Annotated in this window: 17 protein-coding genes; 12 read left to right on the top strand and 5 right to left on the bottom strand. The window is 58.1% G+C overall.

All coding sequences use genetic code 11. The features are described from left to right. Positions 1-11 precede the first annotated feature (11 nt). Genes KGB03_RS18670 through KGB03_RS18660 form a run of 3 tightly spaced genes read left to right on the top strand, consistent with a single transcriptional unit; the run spans position 12 to position 2,634 of the window. Positions 12-995, top strand: a complete 984-nt coding sequence (locus tag KGB03_RS18670) for a FecCD family ABC transporter permease (RefSeq protein WP_218537609.1) — start codon at positions 12-14, stop codon at positions 993-995. Beyond that, positions 995-1,762, top strand: a complete 768-nt coding sequence (locus tag KGB03_RS18665; protein ID WP_218537477.1) for a heme ABC transporter ATP-binding protein — start codon at positions 995-997, stop codon at positions 1,760-1,762. The genes KGB03_RS18670 and KGB03_RS18665 overlap by 1 nt, the downstream gene beginning before the upstream one ends. Positions 1,763-1,782: 20 nt before the next feature. After that, positions 1,783-2,634, top strand: a complete 852-nt coding sequence (locus KGB03_RS18660; RefSeq protein ID WP_223528155.1) for a ChaN family lipoprotein — start codon at positions 1,783-1,785, stop codon at positions 2,632-2,634. A gap of 232 nt (positions 2,635-2,866) precedes the next feature. Here KGB03_RS18660 and KGB03_RS18655 read toward each other — a convergent pair whose 3' ends face one another. The 4 genes from KGB03_RS18655 to KGB03_RS18640 all read right to left on the bottom strand — a co-directional run bounded on the left by KGB03_RS18655 (position 2,867) and on the right by KGB03_RS18640 (position 6,174). After that, positions 2,867-3,667, bottom strand: coding sequence for a Crp/Fnr family transcriptional regulator (locus KGB03_RS18655; protein WP_218537475.1), 801 nt, complete (start codon positions 3,665-3,667; stop codon positions 2,867-2,869). A gap of 15 nt (positions 3,668-3,682) precedes the next feature. Beyond that, positions 3,683-3,955 (bottom strand): TfoX/Sxy family protein, encoded by a 273-nt coding sequence (locus KGB03_RS18650; RefSeq protein WP_003228231.1) that lies wholly within the window; start codon positions 3,953-3,955, stop codon positions 3,683-3,685. Between the two features lie 226 nt (positions 3,956-4,181). Beyond that, positions 4,182-4,526: a pentapeptide repeat-containing protein gene (locus KGB03_RS18645; RefSeq protein ID WP_111451047.1), complete on the bottom strand. Its 345-nt coding sequence runs from the start codon at positions 4,524-4,526 to the stop codon at positions 4,182-4,184. Positions 4,527-4,617: 91 nt separating this feature from the next. Further along, positions 4,618-6,174, bottom strand: a complete 1,557-nt coding sequence (locus tag KGB03_RS18640) for an AAA family ATPase (RefSeq protein WP_223528152.1) — start codon at positions 6,172-6,174, stop codon at positions 4,618-4,620. Positions 6,175-6,292: 118 nt separating this feature from the next. On the opposite strand from KGB03_RS18640, the gene mrcB reads away from it, so the two are divergent. Genes mrcB through KGB03_RS18625 form a run of 3 tightly spaced genes read left to right on the top strand, consistent with a single transcriptional unit; the run spans position 6,293 to position 9,703 of the window. Beyond that, positions 6,293-8,617 (top strand): penicillin-binding protein 1B, encoded by a 2,325-nt coding sequence (gene mrcB, locus KGB03_RS18635; protein WP_111451045.1) that lies wholly within the window; start codon positions 6,293-6,295, stop codon positions 8,615-8,617. Positions 8,618-8,633: 16 nt separating this feature from the next. Continuing rightward, complete coding sequence (locus KGB03_RS18630; protein ID WP_223528149.1) at positions 8,634-9,368, top strand: tetratricopeptide repeat protein; 735 nt, start codon at positions 8,634-8,636, stop codon at positions 9,366-9,368. Further along, positions 9,368-9,703, top strand: a complete 336-nt coding sequence (locus KGB03_RS18625; protein WP_008156787.1) for a YqcC family protein — start codon at positions 9,368-9,370, stop codon at positions 9,701-9,703. The genes KGB03_RS18630 and KGB03_RS18625 overlap by 1 nt, the downstream gene beginning before the upstream one ends. Before the next feature lie 108 nt (positions 9,704-9,811). On the opposite strand, the gene KGB03_RS18620 is transcribed toward KGB03_RS18625, so the two are convergent. Continuing rightward, complete coding sequence (locus KGB03_RS18620; protein WP_223528146.1) at positions 9,812-10,234, bottom strand: DUF4124 domain-containing protein; 423 nt, start codon at positions 10,232-10,234, stop codon at positions 9,812-9,814. Positions 10,235-10,634: 400 nt separating this feature from the next. Between KGB03_RS18620 and KGB03_RS18615 the strand changes: the two genes are divergently transcribed. The 6 genes from KGB03_RS18615 (at position 10,635) to msrQ (ending at position 16,611) form a co-directional block, all read left to right on the top strand. Further along, complete coding sequence (locus tag KGB03_RS18615; RefSeq protein ID WP_008156791.1) at positions 10,635-12,359, top strand: acetolactate synthase 3 large subunit; 1,725 nt, start codon at positions 10,635-10,637, stop codon at positions 12,357-12,359. Positions 12,360-12,361: 2 nt separating this feature from the next. Next, positions 12,362-12,853 carry an acetolactate synthase small subunit gene (gene ilvN, locus KGB03_RS18610; protein ID WP_003176102.1) on the top strand — a complete coding sequence of 164 codons (492 nt, stop codon included), beginning with the start codon at positions 12,362-12,364 and terminating at the stop codon, positions 12,851-12,853. 48 nt (positions 12,854-12,901) lie between these two features. Then, on the top strand, positions 12,902-13,918 hold the full coding sequence (gene ilvC / locus KGB03_RS18605; RefSeq protein ID WP_007948647.1) for a ketol-acid reductoisomerase: 1,017 nt from the start codon (positions 12,902-12,904) through the stop codon (positions 13,916-13,918). 146 nt (positions 13,919-14,064) lie between these two features. Then, positions 14,065-14,919: a CDP-diacylglycerol--serine O-phosphatidyltransferase gene (gene pssA / locus KGB03_RS18600; RefSeq protein ID WP_008156794.1), complete on the top strand. Its 855-nt coding sequence runs from the start codon at positions 14,065-14,067 to the stop codon at positions 14,917-14,919. A 58-nt stretch (positions 14,920-14,977) separates the two neighbouring features. Then, entirely contained in the window at positions 14,978-15,991 is a 1,014-nt protein-coding gene (gene msrP / locus KGB03_RS18595) for a protein-methionine-sulfoxide reductase catalytic subunit MsrP (protein WP_223528143.1), read from the top strand. Next, positions 15,991-16,611 (top strand): protein-methionine-sulfoxide reductase heme-binding subunit MsrQ, encoded by a 621-nt coding sequence (gene msrQ, locus KGB03_RS18590; protein WP_218537472.1) that lies wholly within the window; start codon positions 15,991-15,993, stop codon positions 16,609-16,611. The genes msrP and msrQ overlap by 1 nt, the downstream gene beginning before the upstream one ends. Positions 16,612-16,840 lie beyond the last annotated feature (229 nt).

Here is a 16,840-nt window from a genome sequence, read left to right as displayed (position 1 = left end):
TCCTGCTGTGTGTGTTGGCCATCTGGTTGTCATTGGCGCTTGGACCGGTGAGCTTGCCGTTGTTCGACACCTTGCGTGCAGCCCTGCGGCTGGTGGGTGTACCGATTGCGCCCGACGGGCTGGAACAGGCTGAACTGATCCTGGGGCAGATTCGCTTGCCGCGAACCTTGTTGGGGATGGCCGTGGGAGGGGTGTTGGCCTTGTCCGGCGTGGCGATGCAGGGGTTGTTTCGTAATCCCCTGGCCGATCCGGGGCTGGTCGGCGTCTCCAGCGGTGCGGCATTGGGCGCGGCCATTGCGATCGTCGGTGGTTCTGTGTTCGGCGGTCTGCCTGAATCCTTCGGGCCGTATCTGTTATCGCTGTGCGCGTTTCTCGGCGGGCTTGGCGTGACCGCGTTGGTGTATCGACTGGGCCGACGCAACGGGCAGACCCATGTCGCGACCATGCTGCTGGCCGGTATTGCGTTGACTGCGCTGGCCGGTTCCGCCGTGGGACTGTTCACCTATCTGGCGGATGACGCGACGCTGCGCACCCTGACGTTCTGGAACCTGGGCAGCCTCAATGGCGCCAGCTATTCGCGGCTCTGGCCGTTACTGCTGATCAGTGCCGGCGTGGCGCTGTGGCTGCCGCGCCGGGCCAAAGCCTTGAATGCGTTGTTGCTGGGTGAGTCGGAGGCGGGTCACCTGGGCATCGACGTCGAAGGGCTCAAGCGCGAATTGGTGTTTTGCACGGCGTTGGGTGTCGGTGCGGCGGTGGCCGCGGCGGGGATGATCGGGTTTGTGGGGCTGGTGGTGCCGCATCTGGTGCGACTGCTGGCCGGTCCGGATCATCGTGTGCTGTTGCCAGCGTCAGTATTGGCCGGTGCCAGCCTTCTGTTGTTTGCCGATCTGGTGGCGCGACTGGCCCTGGCGCCGGCCGAATTGCCGATCGGGATTGTCACGGCTTTCATCGGTGCGCCGTTCTTTCTGTATTTATTGCTCAGAGGGCGTGCCTGATGTTGCGAACGCAAAATCTGCAAATCCGTCGGGGCCGAAAGATTGTCCTGACGGACATCACGCTTGAGCTCAAACCGGGCGAAGTTCTCGGCGTGCTGGGGCCGAATGGCGCCGGCAAAAGCACCTTGCTCGGCGCCTTGTGCGGCGAGTTGCGGGCTCATCAGGGCAGCGTCTGGCTCGACGAGCGCGAGCTGAGCGACTGGACGGGGACGTCGCGAGCGCAGCGCTTGGCGGTATTGCCGCAGGTGTCGACCCTGGACTTCGCTTTTCGTGTCGAAGAGGTGGTCGGCATGGGCCGCTTGCCCCATCAAAGCGGTCGGGTCCGCGATGACGAGATCGTCGCCGCTGCATTACACGCAGCCGATGCCGAACATTTGAGTGGCCGCAGCTATCTGGCTTTGTCCGGTGGTGAACGTCAGCGGGTGCATCTGGCGCGGGTTCTGGCGCAGCTCTGGCCGGGCGAAGCAGGGCAAACGTTGTTGCTCGATGAGCCAACGTCGATGCTCGACCCGCTTCATCAGCACACCACGTTGCAAGCTGTACGCGAGTTCGCCAATAGAGGCGCGGCGGTGCTGGTGATCCTGCATGATCTGAACCTGGCAGCGCGCTATTGTGATCGCCTGTTACTGCTCGAAGGCGGGCGCCCTGTGGCGCTCGATACTCCGGAGCAGGTGTTGCGCCCTGAGCCACTCAAGGCCGTGTTCGGGCTGGAAGTGCTGGTGCAGCAGCACCCGGAGCGTGGGCATCCGCTGATCATCGCCCGCTGAGTTTTTTATGGAGTGAAAACATGCGTGGGATTTTGATGCTGGCCTTGCTGTTGCTGAGTGCCTGTCAGCATGTTTCGACTCCACCACCGGTTGTCGGCGAGATCCGGGACTTGCGCAGCGATCAGGCCCTTACGGCAGAGGAGCTGATTGAACGGTTGGAGAAGTCTTCACGGCTGATCGTGGGCGAGCAACATGACAATCGCGATCACCATGAGCTACAGCTGTGGTTATTGCAGTCGCTGGGTCAGCGGCGACCTCAAGGCAGTCTGCTGCTGGAAATGCTCACACCTGATCAACAGCCGCGTGTCGATGACGTTCGTCACGCCTCGACACCGCCAGCGGATTTGCCCGGTGCATTGACCTGGCAGTCTGGCTGGGACTGGAATCTGTACGGGCCTATCGTACGTTTCGCCCTGACCCAACCATATCCGCTGCTGGCAGCCAACCTGGACACGCCTGAAGTCCGTGCCGTTTACGCCAACCCTCCGACATTGAGCGGTTCGCGCTCCAACGCTGCTTCAGTCAAGGACGAGTTATTGAAGCAAGTCAGCGACTCCCACTGTGGCCTGCTGCCGACATCGCAGATGCCGGCGATGCTGGCGGTCCAGCAGCAACGTGACCGACGGATGGCCGAACGCCTGCTGGCGGCACCCACGCCTTCACTGCTGTTTGCCGGCGCTTACCATGCGCGCAAGGATGTCGGCGTGCCGATTCATGTGCTTGATCTGGGTGAACCCCAGGCGCCTGCGGTGTTGATGCTGGCGGAGCAGGGCAGCGAGGTCACACCGGCCATGGCGGATTACGTCTGGTACACGCCTGCCACGCCGCCCCAGGATTACTGCGCGCAAATGCGTAAGCAATTTGGCAAGTGATCGAACGACTTTTCTCCAGGCAAAAAAAGACCCGGCAAGAGCCGGGTCAAATAACCGTGATTAGCCTGATGAGGAGATATCTGAGAGTCCGAACCAAGGGCTTTTCAAATATCGACCAGTCTCGCGACCGGATGCGCTAATCATAGCGATTCTCATTACCAAGTCAACCGCTGATTTTTCAGTTCTTTGAAATGCGCTGCCCGTTCGCTTGAAACGCCCGTAATCATTGGTTTTAGCCTGTTCGCTTGCGCGAACTCATCAGAATGATCTGCTTGTTCAGCAGGTCGATATGTCGGGCCATGCTCGCAATCAGGCTATGAGCGATCTTCGGATTGCTTTGGGTCAGGCTGAGAAACTGGTCTTTGGGGATCAGCATGACAGTGCTGGGCTCGCTGGTGATCACACTGGCGTTACGCTTCTCGCCAGTGAATACCGCCATGGCGCCAAAAATCTCGTCCTTGGGTATATCGCCGACTTTGTGGCCGTCGACAAAGGCTTCAGCGTGGCCATCAATGATGACAAACACCTGATCCGGTTCATCGCCCTGACGGATCAATACTTCGCCACTGGCCACGCGCTGAAAGCCATTGGTGCTTCGAAACTCGGGTAGTTTCAAGCGGGCCACGGCATCGGACAGCAGCGCGGACTGTCCGGCCATGTATTGAAGAAACAACTCCGAACGCTCCGGGTCGGCGTAGATATGCTGAAAAACCTCGGATCGCAGATATGGCGTCAGTGCCAAAGGGTTATCGCTGCGAAAGCGGCAACGCGGCAGTTCCGTGCCCTGACGCAAGCCGATCAGATCGCCCTCGTGCAGATAGAACAATGCCCGATCGTCGATGCATCCATGCAGCAGGCCATTGTCCAGCACAAAAAGTTGATTGCCGGGTAACAGGACGGCCAGATCATCGACGGCTGAAAATTCCAGGCGCGGTCCGCAGGGCATCAAACCTTCCAGCAGCCGGACGGGAATATGTTGCAGTCGGTTGATCAGCGCGTCGGCGTAAGCCGGTTGTTCCCCTAGTAGGTACATGGCTGCTGCGTCCGTTCAGTTTTTGTGACGTGACGAGATAGCTTCCAGCTGTTTGTTCAAGGCGTCCTTGCGCTCGGCGGGAATGTCATTCCAGTGCACATCCATCAGGGCACCTTCGATGGCATATAACAACACCTTGGACGCCCGAAACCCGCGCGTGCGCACGGCCCGATAAGCATCCACCGCCCCCAGGCGACGCAAGTCCGAGGCGCTGTGGATGCCCACGGCATGCAGCCACTGCGCCGACGTCTTGCCAAGATTCTTCAGGTGCTGCAGTTCATCATTCATCAAGCCTCCTTGCGACGGCCGAACGGTGCGTGGGCGAGCTTCTCAGGAGTGTAGCCATCAGTAGGAAAAGCGTGATTGTTTGGTCGGTTTCGACGCAAAAGCTTCTAAGAAGCAGATGTCTGGAGAGAGAGGAAATGTCTGCGAGTGCAGTAGAAGCAGGCAACGCAATCTCTGTGGGAGCAAGCTCGCACAGGGATCGTGTCAAATTGGGGAGGCGATGCGGGTACTAGCGGGTGCGATAACGCAGGCGTGTACCGAAATTCATCGACATCAGGATCTCGTCAGCACTCAGCTCTGGCGGGAAGTAGGCGCCGGAGATCTGTGCGTGAGCAAGGCTCGCGCCTTCCAGGGAGGCGTTGCGAAAGTCGATGCCGCGCAAGTCGGCGGAGCGGAAATAGGCATCGGTAAAGTCGATGCCGTCGGCGTTCAGTTCACGCAGGTCCAGCCCCCGGAAATCGCCACCGACCATGTCGATAGGTCCGTCTTTTGGTCGCTCGTTGTTGAAGCCAGTGATGTCGTCTTTGTGCAGCAAAGCATAAAGCGGGGTATCGAGAAGTTTCGGCTGGCTCATGTCAGATCACCTGTTGGTTTTATGACGCCAGTATAGTGCCACTATTTGGCAGCCGTGAAGCCGGTGAAGGCTTCACGGCTGAAATAGTTACTTACAGCCCTGGCAGGCGCTGGCGAATCTGCGCAATGACGGTGTCGAGGGTTCCGCTTTCATTGGTCTGAACGCGTTTGCTGCACAGAATCTCTGCCGGCGTCAGAGCCTCGCGAGTGGCTTGCTGGGCTTCGATAACCGCCAGGTTGGCGTCGGACGGGTCCTTTTTGTCTGCCTGACGCAGGGCCAGCCAGGTCTCGATCACCGCTTGCGGCGCATTGCAATCGAGGATCAGGAATGGCGCGCCGGTGGCTTCGGCGATTTTCGCTGCGCCGTCACGCTGGTCGCGCTTGAGATACGTCGCATCGATCACCACGGGGAAGCCCGCGCGCAGGATCACAGCGGCAACTTCATGCAGGCGGGTGTAAGTGGCGGCACTGGCGTCGGCGCTATAGATGCCGGCCTGAGGGTCGTTTGGCACGGTTTGCTCGCCGAACAGACGTTTGCGCTCTACATCGGAACGCAGGCGAATGGCGCCCAATGCTTCCACCAGACGCATGGCTACGTGGCTCTTGCCGACGGCAGAAACACCGTGGGTAATGGCCATGAAGCGCGAAGGAATGGTGCTGTAGCTTTCCGCCAGGTTGGCGTAATTGCGGTACTGACGCAGGGTGGTGGCTCGCTGCACCGGGTCGGCCTCGGCCGGCATGCTGAACAGGCTGACCTTGGCGCGAACCAGTGCGCGGTAGGCTTTATAGAAGTTCAGCAACTCCAGGCCCTGGTAATCGCCGGTCAATTCCAGGTACTGGCTGATGAAGCGGCGCGCCAGGCTCTTCAGGCCACGGTCTTCCAGGTCCATCGCCAGGAAGCCGGTGTCGGCATAAACGTCGGTGAAGCGGAACGGTTCGTTGAACTCGATGCAGTCGAAGATCACGACCTTGCCGTCGATCACGGTGGCGTTGCCCAAGTGGATGTCACCGTGGCATTCGCGGATGAGACCTTCGGCCTTGCGCTGGGCGAACAGTGGCTTGAGGCGTTCGAAGCTGCTTTCGGCCCAGGCTTGCAGCGCATCCAGTTGCAGCAGATCGGCCTTGTCGCTGAGGAACGGGCGGATCTGTTCGAAGTTCTGGCGTACCGGTGCCATCACGCTTTCCGGCGTGCCGGCTTCGTGTTCGGCAGGCACTTTCGGCGCGTTGAGGTGGAATTGGGCGATCTGCGCGGCCATCTCGTCGATGTGCGTGGTGGTCAATTCACCATTGGCTTGTAGGGTGCTGAGTAACCCGCTCTGTGGGAATTGACGCATTTTCAGTGCGTAATCGACGACCGGACCTGCGCCGCCCAGTTGTGGGGCTTCGGCGCTGCCGGTGATTGGCAATACTTCGAGGTACAAATCGTTGGTCAGGCGCTGGTTAAGACGCAGCTCCTCCCCGCAAAAATGCTTGCGAGCGTCGAGGTTGGTGAAATCCAGGAAGCCGAAATTCACTGGCTTCTTCACTTTATAAGCAAAGGGACCGGTGAGGATTACCCAGGAAATATGGGTTTCGATGACCTGGAACCCGTCTACGGGATGCGGGTAGAGGGCTGGGTTTTGCAGGGCAGCGATCAGGGATTGGCTCACAAGCGATCCTTCAGAGTCTGGGGGAAATTCACGGCCGTCATTATGGCCGCAAGTCCGTCTGACGCAAACCTCAGAGGGCTCCTGTTGAGTCTGAATAAAGTGCGTATAATCCGCCGCCATGACTCGTACTCGATCCCCCCGCACCCCCAAAAAACCACCTTCCAAGGGCCTGCGCCCCTGGCTGGGCTGGGCCCTTAAACTCAGTCTGGTCGGCCTTGTGGTGCTGGCCGGGTTCGCGGTTTACCTCGACGCGATCGTCCAGGAGAAGTTCTCCGGCAAGCGCTGGACCATCCCGGCCAAGGTGTACGCGCGCCCGCTGGAGCTGTTTACCGGCCAAAAGTTGAGCAAGGAAGACTTCCTCACCGAGCTCGACGCCTTGGGCTACCGACGCGAGGCCGTGAGCAATGGCCCCGGTGCGGCGGCGGTCAGTGGCAACACTGTCGACTTGAATACCCGTGGCTTCCAGTTCTACGAAGGCCTGGAGAAACCCCAGCCTGTGCGCGTGCGGTTCTCCGGCGACTACGTGGCCGAACTTTCGGCGACCAACGGTTCGAAGCTTTCTGTGGTGCGCCTTGAGCCGCTGCTGATCGGCGGGATTTACCCGAAAAACCTCGAAGATCGCATTCTGATCAAAATCGATCAGGTCCCGCCCTATCTGTTGGAAACCCTGGTCGCTGTGGAAGACCGGGATTTCTATAGCCATTGGGGCGTGTCGCCCAAGTCGATTGCCCGCGCCGTCTACGTCAACACCTCTGGCGGCAAGATGACCCAGGGCGGCAGTACGCTGACGCAACAGTTGGTCAAGAATTTCTACCTGACCAGCGAACGCAGCCTGACCCGTAAACTCACCGAAGCCATGATGGCGATGTTGCTTGAGCTGCATTACGACAAGCGAGAAATTCTTGAGGCTTACCTCAACGAAGTGTTCGTCGGTCAGGATGGCCAGCGCGCAGTGCATGGCTTTGGCTTGGCAAGCCAGTTTTTCTTCGGGCAACCGTTGTCCGAACTGAAACTGCATCAAGTCGCCATGCTGGTGGGCATGGTCAAGGGGCCGTCCTATTACAACCCGCGTCGCAACCCTGAACGGGCGCTTGAGCGGCGTAATCTGGTACTCGATGTACTTGAGCAGCAAGGTGTTGCCACCGCCGAGCAGGTCGCTGCCGCGAAGCAAATGCCACTGGGTGTGACGACTCGCGGCAAGCTGGCGGACAGCTCGTTCCCCGGCTTCCTCGATCTGGTCAAGCGTCAGCTGCGCGAAGACTATCGCGACGAAGACTTGACCGAAGAAGGTCTGCGGATCTTCACCAGTTTCGACCCGATCCTGCAGATGAAAGCCGAGGCGTCGGTCAACGACACCTTCAAGAGACTCGCCGGGCGCAAGGGTTCCGATGAGGTTGAAGCGGCCATGGTCGTGACCAACCCGGAAACCGGTGAAGTCCAGGCCATGATCGGCAGTCGTCAGGCGAGTTTTGCCGGCTTCAACCGTGCGCTGGATGCTGTGCGACCGATCGGCTCTTTGATCAAGCCGGCGGTTTATCTGACAGCCCTTGAGAAGCCGAGCCAGTACACATTGACCAGTTGGCTGTCGGACGATTCCTTCTCGGTCAAAGGCGCGGACGGTCAAGTCTGGAAACCCCAGAACTACGATCGCCGTTCCCATGGCACCGTATTTCTGTATCAGGGCCTGGCGCACTCCTACAACCTGTCGACCGCGCGTCTCGGGTTGGCGGTGGGCGTGCCGAATGTCCTGAAGACCCTGGCGCGTCTTGGTGTGAGTCGCGAATTCCCGGCGTTCCCGTCGATGCTACTGGGGGCTGGCGGTCTGACCCCGATCGAAGTGGCGACGATGTACCAGACCCTGGCCAACGGTGGTTTCAATACGCCGATGCGCGGGATCCGTAGCGTATTGACCGCGGAAGGCGAACCGCTCAAGCGTTATCCGTTCCAGATTCAGCAGCGTTTCGATCCGGCCTCCATTTACCTGATCCAGAGCGCCATGCAGCGGGTCATGCGTGAAGGTACCGGTAGTTCGGTTTACAACGTGTTGCCGAAAACCCTGACCCTGGCCGGCAAGACCGGTACCAGTAACGATTCGCGGGACAGCTGGTTCGCCGGTTTCAGTCAGGACCTGCTGGCAGTGGTCTGGCTGGGGCGCGATGACAACGGCAAGACGCCGTTCACCGGCGCGACCGGTGCGTTGCAGGTCTGGACCAGTTTCATGCGCAAGGCCGATCCGTTACCGCTGGACATGCCGCAGCCAGACAACATTGTTCAGGCCTGGGTCGATTCGCGTACCGGACAAGGCTCTGATGCCAACTGCCCAGGTGCGGTGCAGATGCCGTATATTCGCGGCAGCGAACCGCCTCCCGGTGCTGCTTGCGGTGGCGAAAGCCCTGTTTCCGGCGAAACGGTGATGGATTGGGTCAAGGGCTGGATGAATTAAGCAAAGAGGGTTTCAAGTGAACAAGTGGTTGATTCCAGCGGTTACCGCCGTGGCTTTGCTCAGCGGTTGCTCCTCCGTACAACGCGGGTCGATTCCGGTTGTGGATTCCGGTAGCGCCGTTTCGAACAGTGAACGGATTTCGGCGAATGGCGGTTTCCGTCAGACGACGACTAAACGTCCTGCGCAAGCCCAGACTCAGGCGATTCCACAAGGTGATACCGGCGTCGTCGTGATGGTGCCGGGTGGTGGCGCAGTGACGTCGGCACCGATCAGCACTGCGCCGATCACGCCAGGCCCGATTACCCCGGGGCCGATCGATACCTCGCCGGTCCAGTCGGCACCGGTCAATCAGGGCAGCTACAGCATGCCGTCGACGCCGAGCGGGATTCCTTCGGCGAGCTCCGGTGGCTTGTCTGCCGACGAGCAATTGGACGGTCCGGTTCTGGCCTTGCTGACTACCGCTCAGCAGCAACAGGCGAGTGGTGATCTCAACGGTGCTTCCTCCAGCCTCGAACGCGCCCAGCGTGTTGCTCCGCGTGAGCCGCAAGTGCTTTATCGTCTGGCCCAGGTACGTATGGCTCAAGGCGATGCACCACAAGCCGAGCAGTTTGCTCGTCGTGGCCTGACCTTCGCCAATGGTCGTCCGGCACTTCAAGCCAGCTTGTGGGAATTGATCGCTCAGGCGCGTGAGAAACAGGGTGATTCTGCTGGCGCAGCATTGGCCCGTCAGAAGGCCAAGGTTTCGCTGTGATGGATGCGCGCTTTCCGAAGATTGCCGAACAGTTGCTGCTGATCGAGCGCGAGCTGCGGGTTCAGGGTTGGTGGGACGAGGTCTCGCCCTCCGCCGAAGCGCTTTCCAGTGTCGAACCATTCTCGGTCGATACGCTGGATTTCGAGCAGTGGCTGCAATGGATCTTCCTTCCGCGGATGAAGGTGATCCTCGAGCAGGATCTGCCCTTGCCAAACGCTTCGGGAATTCAGGAGATGGCCGAAATGGTCTTCGCTGCCCGCAATGTTCAAGGCAGGGATCGGCAACTGCAGGTGCTGCTCAAAGAGTTTGATCTACTGATCACGGCCTCTCGCTGAATCCGATCCTTTGTAGGAGCCGAGCTTGCTCGCGATAGCGGTGTAACAGTCAGCAGATCTGTTGAATGTTATGCCCTCATCGCGAGCAAGCTCGGCTCCTACAGGTGTCTACTGGCAGTTTTCCGCAATCTGTTTCTGTGTTTCGCTAATGCGCTCTTGCCGCTGCTGGTCAGTCAGGCGGCGCATCTCGCCTTCGACATCCTCCCGTATTCGCGGATTGTTCTGCAGTTGAGCCAGGTTCGTCCGCGCCTGTTCGCAGAATGCCTTGAGCTGGGCTTGCTGCTCGCTGACCTGCTTTTTCACTTTTTTGTCGATGGCCTGTTGATCGCCAATGGCACCGCTGCGTGGCGGCGGGGGCTGGTTGCTGGCAGGCGAGGAGGGCGTGACCACGGTGGTGGCTTCCTGGCCCTGGGGTGGTTGGGCGTCGAAGTGGGTAACGCCCTGGGCGTCGACCCATTTGTAGATCTGAGCGGCCATGCCCAGAGGGCTGATGCCAATCAGCAAGCTGACGGTCAGGAAAAACGTTCGCATGCCATTTCCTTGTATTGGGTTGCGCAATTGAAGCTAACACAGTTGCTGTTTAGCGGTTTTTTCTTGCTTTCTCATGTGCTTAGTTCAATAAAGCACATAGACGACTTGACTTGGAGAGGACGAAACAGAAGAATCCAAAGTCCGCTGTAGAGGGACTGCCAGAAGCAGGCCCGCTCAGCAGATCATGAGGCGCACATCCGCGCCGACCTGTTACACCCGCAACGCGTTACCTCGCGCTGGGTGGGAAAGGCCCGCAACACTTGGGACGATCCCAATACTTGCTCAGTCAGTGCTGACGTAGTCGGCGACCACCGTCGCTCATGCTCTGCTGAGAAGTAAACCTATTAAGACCCGTCCTCTTTTATGTGGGCGGTATTCTGGCGTTTTAGAGGTGAACAACGTGGAGCTTTTATCTGGCGGTGAGATGCTCGTCCGCTTTTTGCGTGACGAAGGCGTCAAGTATATCTACGGGTACCCGGGTGGTGCTCTTCTTCATGTCTACGATGCCCTGTTCAAAGAACCGGAAGTGACCCACATCCTGGTTCGTCACGAACAGGCTGCGACCCATATGGCTGACGGCTATGCCCGTGCCACCGGTAAAGCCGGTGTGGTACTGGTGACCTCCGGCCCGGGCGCAACCAACGCCATTACCGGTATTGCCACGGCCTACATGGACTCCATTCCGATGGTGGTCATTTCCGGCCAGGTGCCTAGCACCATGGTGGGCACCGATGCGTTCCAGGAAACCGACATGATCGGTATCTCCCGGCCGATCGTGAAGCACAGCTTCATGATCAAGCACGCGTCGGAAATCCCGGAAGTCATGAAGAAAGCGTTCTACCTCGCGCAATCCGGTCGTCCTGGTCCGGTCGTTGTCGATATCCCGAAAGACATGACCAACCCGGCCGAGAAGTTCGAATACATCTTCCCGAAAAAAGCCAAGCTGCGTTCCTACAGCCCGGCCGTTCGCGGTCACTCCGGGCAAATCCGCAAGGCGGCAGAAATGCTCCTGGCGGCCAAGCGTCCTGTGATGTATGCAGGCGGCGGCGTGATTCTCGGTGGTGGCTCCGCGCCGCTGACCGAGCTGGCGAAGATGCTCAACCTGCCGGTGACCAATACCCTGATGGGGCTGGGTGCCTACCCTGGCACCGACCGTCAGTTTATCGGCATGCTCGGCATGCACGGCAGCTACACCGCTAACCTGGCGATGCACCATGCCGACGTGATCCTTGCAGTCGGCGCTCGTTTCGACGACCGCGTGATCAACGGCCCGGCGAAGTTCTGCCCGAATGCCAAGATCATTCACATCGACATCGACCCGGCTTCGATCTCCAAGACCATCAAGGCAGACGTGCCTATCGTCGGTCCGGTCGAGAGTGTCCTGACCGAGATGGTCGCGATCCTCAAGGAAATCGGCGAGACCCCGAACAAGGAGTCCGTTGCCAGTTGGTGGAAGCAAGTTGATGAGTGGCGCGGTGATCGCGGCCTGTTCCCTTACGACAAGGGCGACGGCAGCGTTATCAAGCCGCAGACCGTGATCGAAACCCTGTGTGAAGTGACCAAAGGCGATGCCTTTGTCGCCTCCGACGTGGGTCAGCACCAGATGTTCGCGGCGCAGTACTACACGTTCAACAAGCCGAACCGCTGGATCAACTCCGGTGGTCTGGGCACCATGGGCTTCGGTTTTCCGGCGGCCATGGGCATCAAGCTGAGCTTCCCGGATGACGATGTCGTTTGCGTGACGGGCGAGGGCAGTATCCAGATGAACATTCAGGAACTGTCCACCTGTCTGCAATATGGCTTGCCGGTCAAAATCGTCATCCTGAACAACGGCGTTTTGGGTATGGTTCGCCAGTGGCAAGACATGAGCTATGGTAGCCGTCACTCGCATTCCTACATGGAATCGCTGCCTGATTTCGTCAAGCTGGCAGAGGCCTATGGTCACGTCGGCATGCGCATCACTGAATCGAAAGATTTGAAGGCGAAGATGGAAGAAGCGTTTGCCATGAAAGATCGCCTGGTGATCATTGATGTTTCGGTCGACACCAGCGAGCACGTCTACCCGATGCAGATCAAAGACGGCTCCATGCGCGATATGTGGCTGAGCAAGACGGAGCGTACATAATCATGCGGCACATTATTTCCTTGCTTCTGGAAAACGAACCGGGTGCTCTGTCTCGTGTAGTCGGCCTGTTCTCGCAGCGCAACTACAACATCGAAAGCCTGACTGTGGCACCTACCGAAGACCCGACCCTGTCGCGTCTGACGCTGACCACGGTTGGCCACGATGAAGTTATCGAGCAGATCACCAAGAACCTGAACAAGTTGATCGAAGTGGTCAAACTGGTCGACCTGTCGGAGAGTGCTCACATCGAGCGCGAGCTGATGCTGGTCAAGGTCAAGGCCACCGGCGCCCAGCGCGCCGAGATCAAACGCACTACCGATATTTATCGTGGGCAGATCGTTGACGTCAGCGCTAGCGTGTATACCGTTCAATTGACCGGTACCAGCGATAAGCTCGACAGCTTCATTCAGTCCATTGGCACCGCCTCGATTCTGGAGACCGTCCGCAGCGGCGTAACCGGTATTGCCCGCGGCGACAAAGTACTCAGCATCTAAACCAAATTAGCGAATGGCCTGAACGGCCTGGATATATAGGGGAATTTCATGAAAGTTTATTACGAAAAAGACTGCGACCTGTCGATCATCCAGGGCAAGAAAGTTGCCATCATCGGTTACGGTTCCCAGGGCCACGCTCAAGCGTGCAACCTGAAAGACTCCGGCGTTGACGTTACTGTTGGTCTGCGTAAAGGTTCGGCAACTGTTGCCAAAGCCGAAGCTCACGGCCTGAAAGTGACCGACGTTGCTTCCGCTGTTGCGGCTGCCGACCTGGTCATGATCCTGACCCCGGACGAGTTCCAGTCCGCTCTGTACAAGAACGAAATCGAGCCGAACATCAAGAAAGGCGCCACCCTGGCCTTCTCCCACGGTTTCGCGATCCACTACAACCAGGTTGTTCCGCGCGCTGACCTCGACGTGATCATGATCGCGCCGAAAGCTCCGGGCCACACCGTGCGTTCCGAGTTCGTCAAAGGCGGCGGTATCCCTGACCTGATCGCTATCTATCAGGATGCTTCCGGCAACGCCAAAAACGTTGCACTGTCCTACGCCGCTGGCGTTGGTGGCGGTCGTACCGGCATCATCGAAACCACCTTCAAGGACGAGACTGAAACCGACCTGTTCGGCGAACAAGCCGTTCTGTGCGGCGGTACCGTTGAGCTGGTTAAAGCCGGTTTCGAAACCCTGGTTGAAGCTGGCTACGCGCCGGAAATGGCCTACTTCGAATGCCTGCACGAACTGAAGCTGATCGTTGACCTCATGTACGAAGGCGGTATCGCCAACATGAACTACTCGATCTCCAACAACGCTGAATACGGCGAGTACGTGACCGGTCCGGAAGTGATCAACGCCGAATCCCGTCAGGCCATGCGCAACGCCCTGAAACGTATTCAGGACGGCGAATACGCCAAGATGTTCATCAGCGAAGGCGCTACCGGCTATCCTTCGATGACCGCCAAGCGTCGTAACAACGCCGCTCACGGTATCGAAATCATCGGCGAGCAACTGCGCTCCATGATGCCGTGGATCGGTGCCAACAAGATCGTCGACAAAGCTAAAAACTAAGTCGCACACTTGTACGAAAAAAACGCGGCCTAGGCCGCGTTTTTTCGTTTGGGCGGCTGGTTCTGGTATAAAGCTGCATCGTTTGCGGCCGAACCGTCGTCCCAGACACCTGTCCAAACTTTCCACCCCGTTGCAAGGTAATGTCCATGAGCGAACGTCCCGAAGAGCCAAACCAGGCTTCTGACGCCGAAAGCCTGCTGCCCATCGATGAACACATCGAGGAAGGGCACGACGCTGAAGGCCGTAAAGTCCGGCATCGTGGTATCTATCTTCTGCCGAATCTGTTCACCACTGCGAACCTGTTCGCAGGGTTTTACTCCATCATCAACTCGATGAGCGCCCAGAGCGCCTTGAGTGCCGGTGATTCGATTGGTGCGAGCAAGTATTTTGCTTTTGCAGCAATCGCGATTTTTGTCGCGATGGTGCTCGACGGCCTCGATGGTCGCGTTGCCCGTATGACCAATACTCAGAGTGCCTTCGGTGCCGAGTACGACTCGCTGTCCGACATGGTCGCCTTTGGTGTCGCGCCAGCATTGTTGGCATTCGGTTGGGCCTTGGGCGACATGGGTAAGGTCGGCTGGATGGTTGCCTTCATTTATGTGGCCGGTGCAGCGTTGCGTCTGGCGCGTTTCAATACCCAGGTCGGCACTGCGGACAAGCGCTACTTCATAGGTCTGGCCAGTCCGGCGGCTGCTGGTGTGGTTGCAGGCATTGTCTGGGCGTTCAGTGATTACGGCATCCAGGGTTCGAAGATGTCCTTCCTGGTGGCGCTGATGGTTGCGGCTGCCGGCATGCTGATGGTCAGTAACATCAAGTACAACAGCTTCAAGGAGCTGGACTTGAAAGGGCGTGTACCTTTCGTGGCGATTCTCGCCGTGGTGTTGGTGTTTGCCGTGGTGTTCAGTGATCCGCCGCGCATTCTGCTGCTGGTTTTCCTCGCTTATGCAGCCTCTGGCCCGGTTCAATATCTGTTACGTCTTCGTCGGCACAAAAACGCTTAGCTTCCCTCATACTCCGCAGTCTATTGGTGCATCTGTTCTCCAATGCTGCGGAGTTGCCATGCTGATCAAAGTCCCCAAAGCGTCTGACTGCCATGAGTCGGACGTCACGCCTGAATCCTTCTATCTATCTCGTCGCAATGTGCTCGGTGCTGCCGTCGCCGGTTTGGCTGTTAGCGGCTTGCCGCGTTGGGTCAGTGCTGCCGATGCTGCGCGTTATTCGGATGTCGAGCCTGGCAAGGCGCCTTCCTGGTTTGCCGAAAAACTACCTTCTGCTAGATGGGGCGCGGTTAGCGTCAAGGATGAGGCGATCACGCCATTCAAGGACGCGACCCATTACAACAATTTCTATGAGTTCGGCACCGACAAAGGTGATCCCGCTGCCAATGCCGGCGCGCTGAAAACCGAACCTTGGAGTGTGGTAATAGACGGGGAGGTGGGAAAACCAGGGCGGTACGCACTGGAGGACTTCATGAAGCCTTATCAGCTCGAGGAGCGTATTTACCGTCTTCGCTGTGTAGAGGCCTGGTCGATGGTCATTCCCTGGATCGGATTTCCCATCTCGGCCCTGCTCAAGGAAGTCGAGCCGACTTCCAAAGCCAAATTCATTCGCTTTGAAACCCTGGAAGATCCCAAGAGCATGCCCGGGCAACGTTCCGGTTTTGCCTTGATCGATTGGCCATATGTGGAAGGGCTGCGTCTGGATGAGGCGATGAATCCGTTGGCGATTCTTGCCGTGGGTATGTACGGGCGTGAGCTGCCCAATCAGAACGGCGCGCCTCTGCGTTTGGTGGTGCCGTGGAAATATGGCTTCAAGAGCATCAAATCCATCGTGCGGATCAGTCTGGTCAGCGAGCAGCCGAAGACCACCTGGCAGAGCATTGCTGCGGATGAGTACGGCTTCTATGCGAACGTGAATCCGACAGTCGATCATCCTCGATGGACCCAGGCGCGTGAGCGGCGTTTGCCGAGTGGGCTGTTCAAGCCCAATGTGCGGGACACGCAGATGTTCAATGGCTACTCGGATGAAGTCGCCTCTCTATATACAGGGCTCGATTTGCGGAAGAACTACTGATGCGATTTCCGTTTTGGCGAATTGGCGTCTTTATAGCTGCTGCGGTCTGGCCGCTGCTTTGGTTGTATCAGGCCTGGGAGGATGTGCTGGGGCCTGATCCGGGCAAGGTTCTGGTTGACCGGTTGGGGTTGGGGGCGCTTGTACTGCTGCTCATTACGTTAAGCATGACACCTGTGCAGAAGCTTACTGGTTGGGCAGGGTGGGTTGCTGTCCGGCGACAACTGGGGTTGTGGTGCTTCGCCTATGTGGTTTTGCATTTGAGTGGGTATACGGCGTTCATCCTCGGCTTTGATTGGTCGCAGTTGGGTGTCGAGTTGCGCAAACGGCCGTACATTATTGTCGGGACGCTTGGGTTTCTGTGTTTATTGGCCTTGGCGGTGACCTCAAATCGCTATAGTCAGCGGCGTTTGGGTTCTGGCTGGAAGAAATTACATCGTCTTGCCTATGGGGTTCTCGGGCTTGGATTGCTGCATATGTTGTGGATCGTGCGCGCTGATCTTAAGGAGTGGGCGGTTTACGCTTCTATAGGTGCATTGCTATTAGTGTTGCGACTACCCTCTGTAATCCGCCGAATCCCACGATTAATAGCCAAAAAGACACCTGCTGCACGAAAAGCTTAATTAAGGGTTGACGGCAGATTCTGGAAGTCTATAATTCGCCCCACTTCCGGCGCAGTCGAAACGGAAAACTCCTTGGTAAACAATGGGTTACGCAGTTTTCGGCAGCGAGTTGCTTCAGGTCATCGAAGCCCAGAAGGAGTTGATCAGGCAGTCTGTTTTTGCCTAATTGACGATTCGATCTTCTCGGTCGAAAGCGGTGTAAAAGAGGTGTTGACAGCAGCGAGTAACG

The sequence above is a fragment of the Pseudomonas sp. BF-B-26 genome, assembly GCF_019956495.1.
GTDB lineage: Bacteria > Pseudomonadota > Gammaproteobacteria > Pseudomonadales > Pseudomonadaceae > Aquipseudomonas.
Note: the sequence above shows the minus strand (reverse complement) of the source record. Positions and strands in the feature narration are given on the sequence as shown.

Bases quoted from the DNA above. Each gene is read 5' to 3' on its own strand.
- KGB03_RS18665 (WP_218537477.1), top strand. From the start codon at position 995: ATGTTGCGAACGCAAAATCTGCAAATCCGTCGGGGCCGAAAGATTGTC.
- KGB03_RS18660 (WP_223528155.1), top strand. From the start codon at position 1,783: ATGCGTGGGATTTTGATGCTGGCCTTGCTGTTGCTGAGTGCCTGTCAG.
- KGB03_RS18655 (WP_218537475.1), bottom strand. From the start codon at position 3,667: ATGTACCTACTAGGGGAACAACCGGCTTACGCCGACGCGCTGATCAAC.
- KGB03_RS18650 (WP_003228231.1), bottom strand. From the start codon at position 3,955: ATGAATGATGAACTGCAGCACCTGAAGAATCTTGGCAAGACGTCGGCG.
- KGB03_RS18645 (WP_111451047.1), bottom strand. From the start codon at position 4,526: ATGAGCCAGCCGAAACTTCTCGATACCCCGCTTTATGCTTTGCTGCAC.
- mrcB (WP_111451045.1), top strand. From the start codon at position 6,293: ATGACTCGTACTCGATCCCCCCGCACCCCCAAAAAACCACCTTCCAAG.
- KGB03_RS18625 (WP_008156787.1), top strand. From the start codon at position 9,368: ATGGATGCGCGCTTTCCGAAGATTGCCGAACAGTTGCTGCTGATCGAG.
- KGB03_RS18620 (WP_223528146.1), bottom strand. From the start codon at position 10,234: ATGCGAACGTTTTTCCTGACCGTCAGCTTGCTGATTGGCATCAGCCCT.
- ilvN (WP_003176102.1), top strand. From the start codon at position 12,362: ATGCGGCACATTATTTCCTTGCTTCTGGAAAACGAACCGGGTGCTCTG.
- ilvC (WP_007948647.1), top strand. From the start codon at position 12,902: ATGAAAGTTTATTACGAAAAAGACTGCGACCTGTCGATCATCCAGGGC.
- pssA (WP_008156794.1), top strand. From the start codon at position 14,065: ATGAGCGAACGTCCCGAAGAGCCAAACCAGGCTTCTGACGCCGAAAGC.
- msrP (WP_223528143.1), top strand. From the start codon at position 14,978: ATGCTGATCAAAGTCCCCAAAGCGTCTGACTGCCATGAGTCGGACGTC.
- msrQ (WP_218537472.1), top strand. From the start codon at position 15,991: ATGCGATTTCCGTTTTGGCGAATTGGCGTCTTTATAGCTGCTGCGGTC.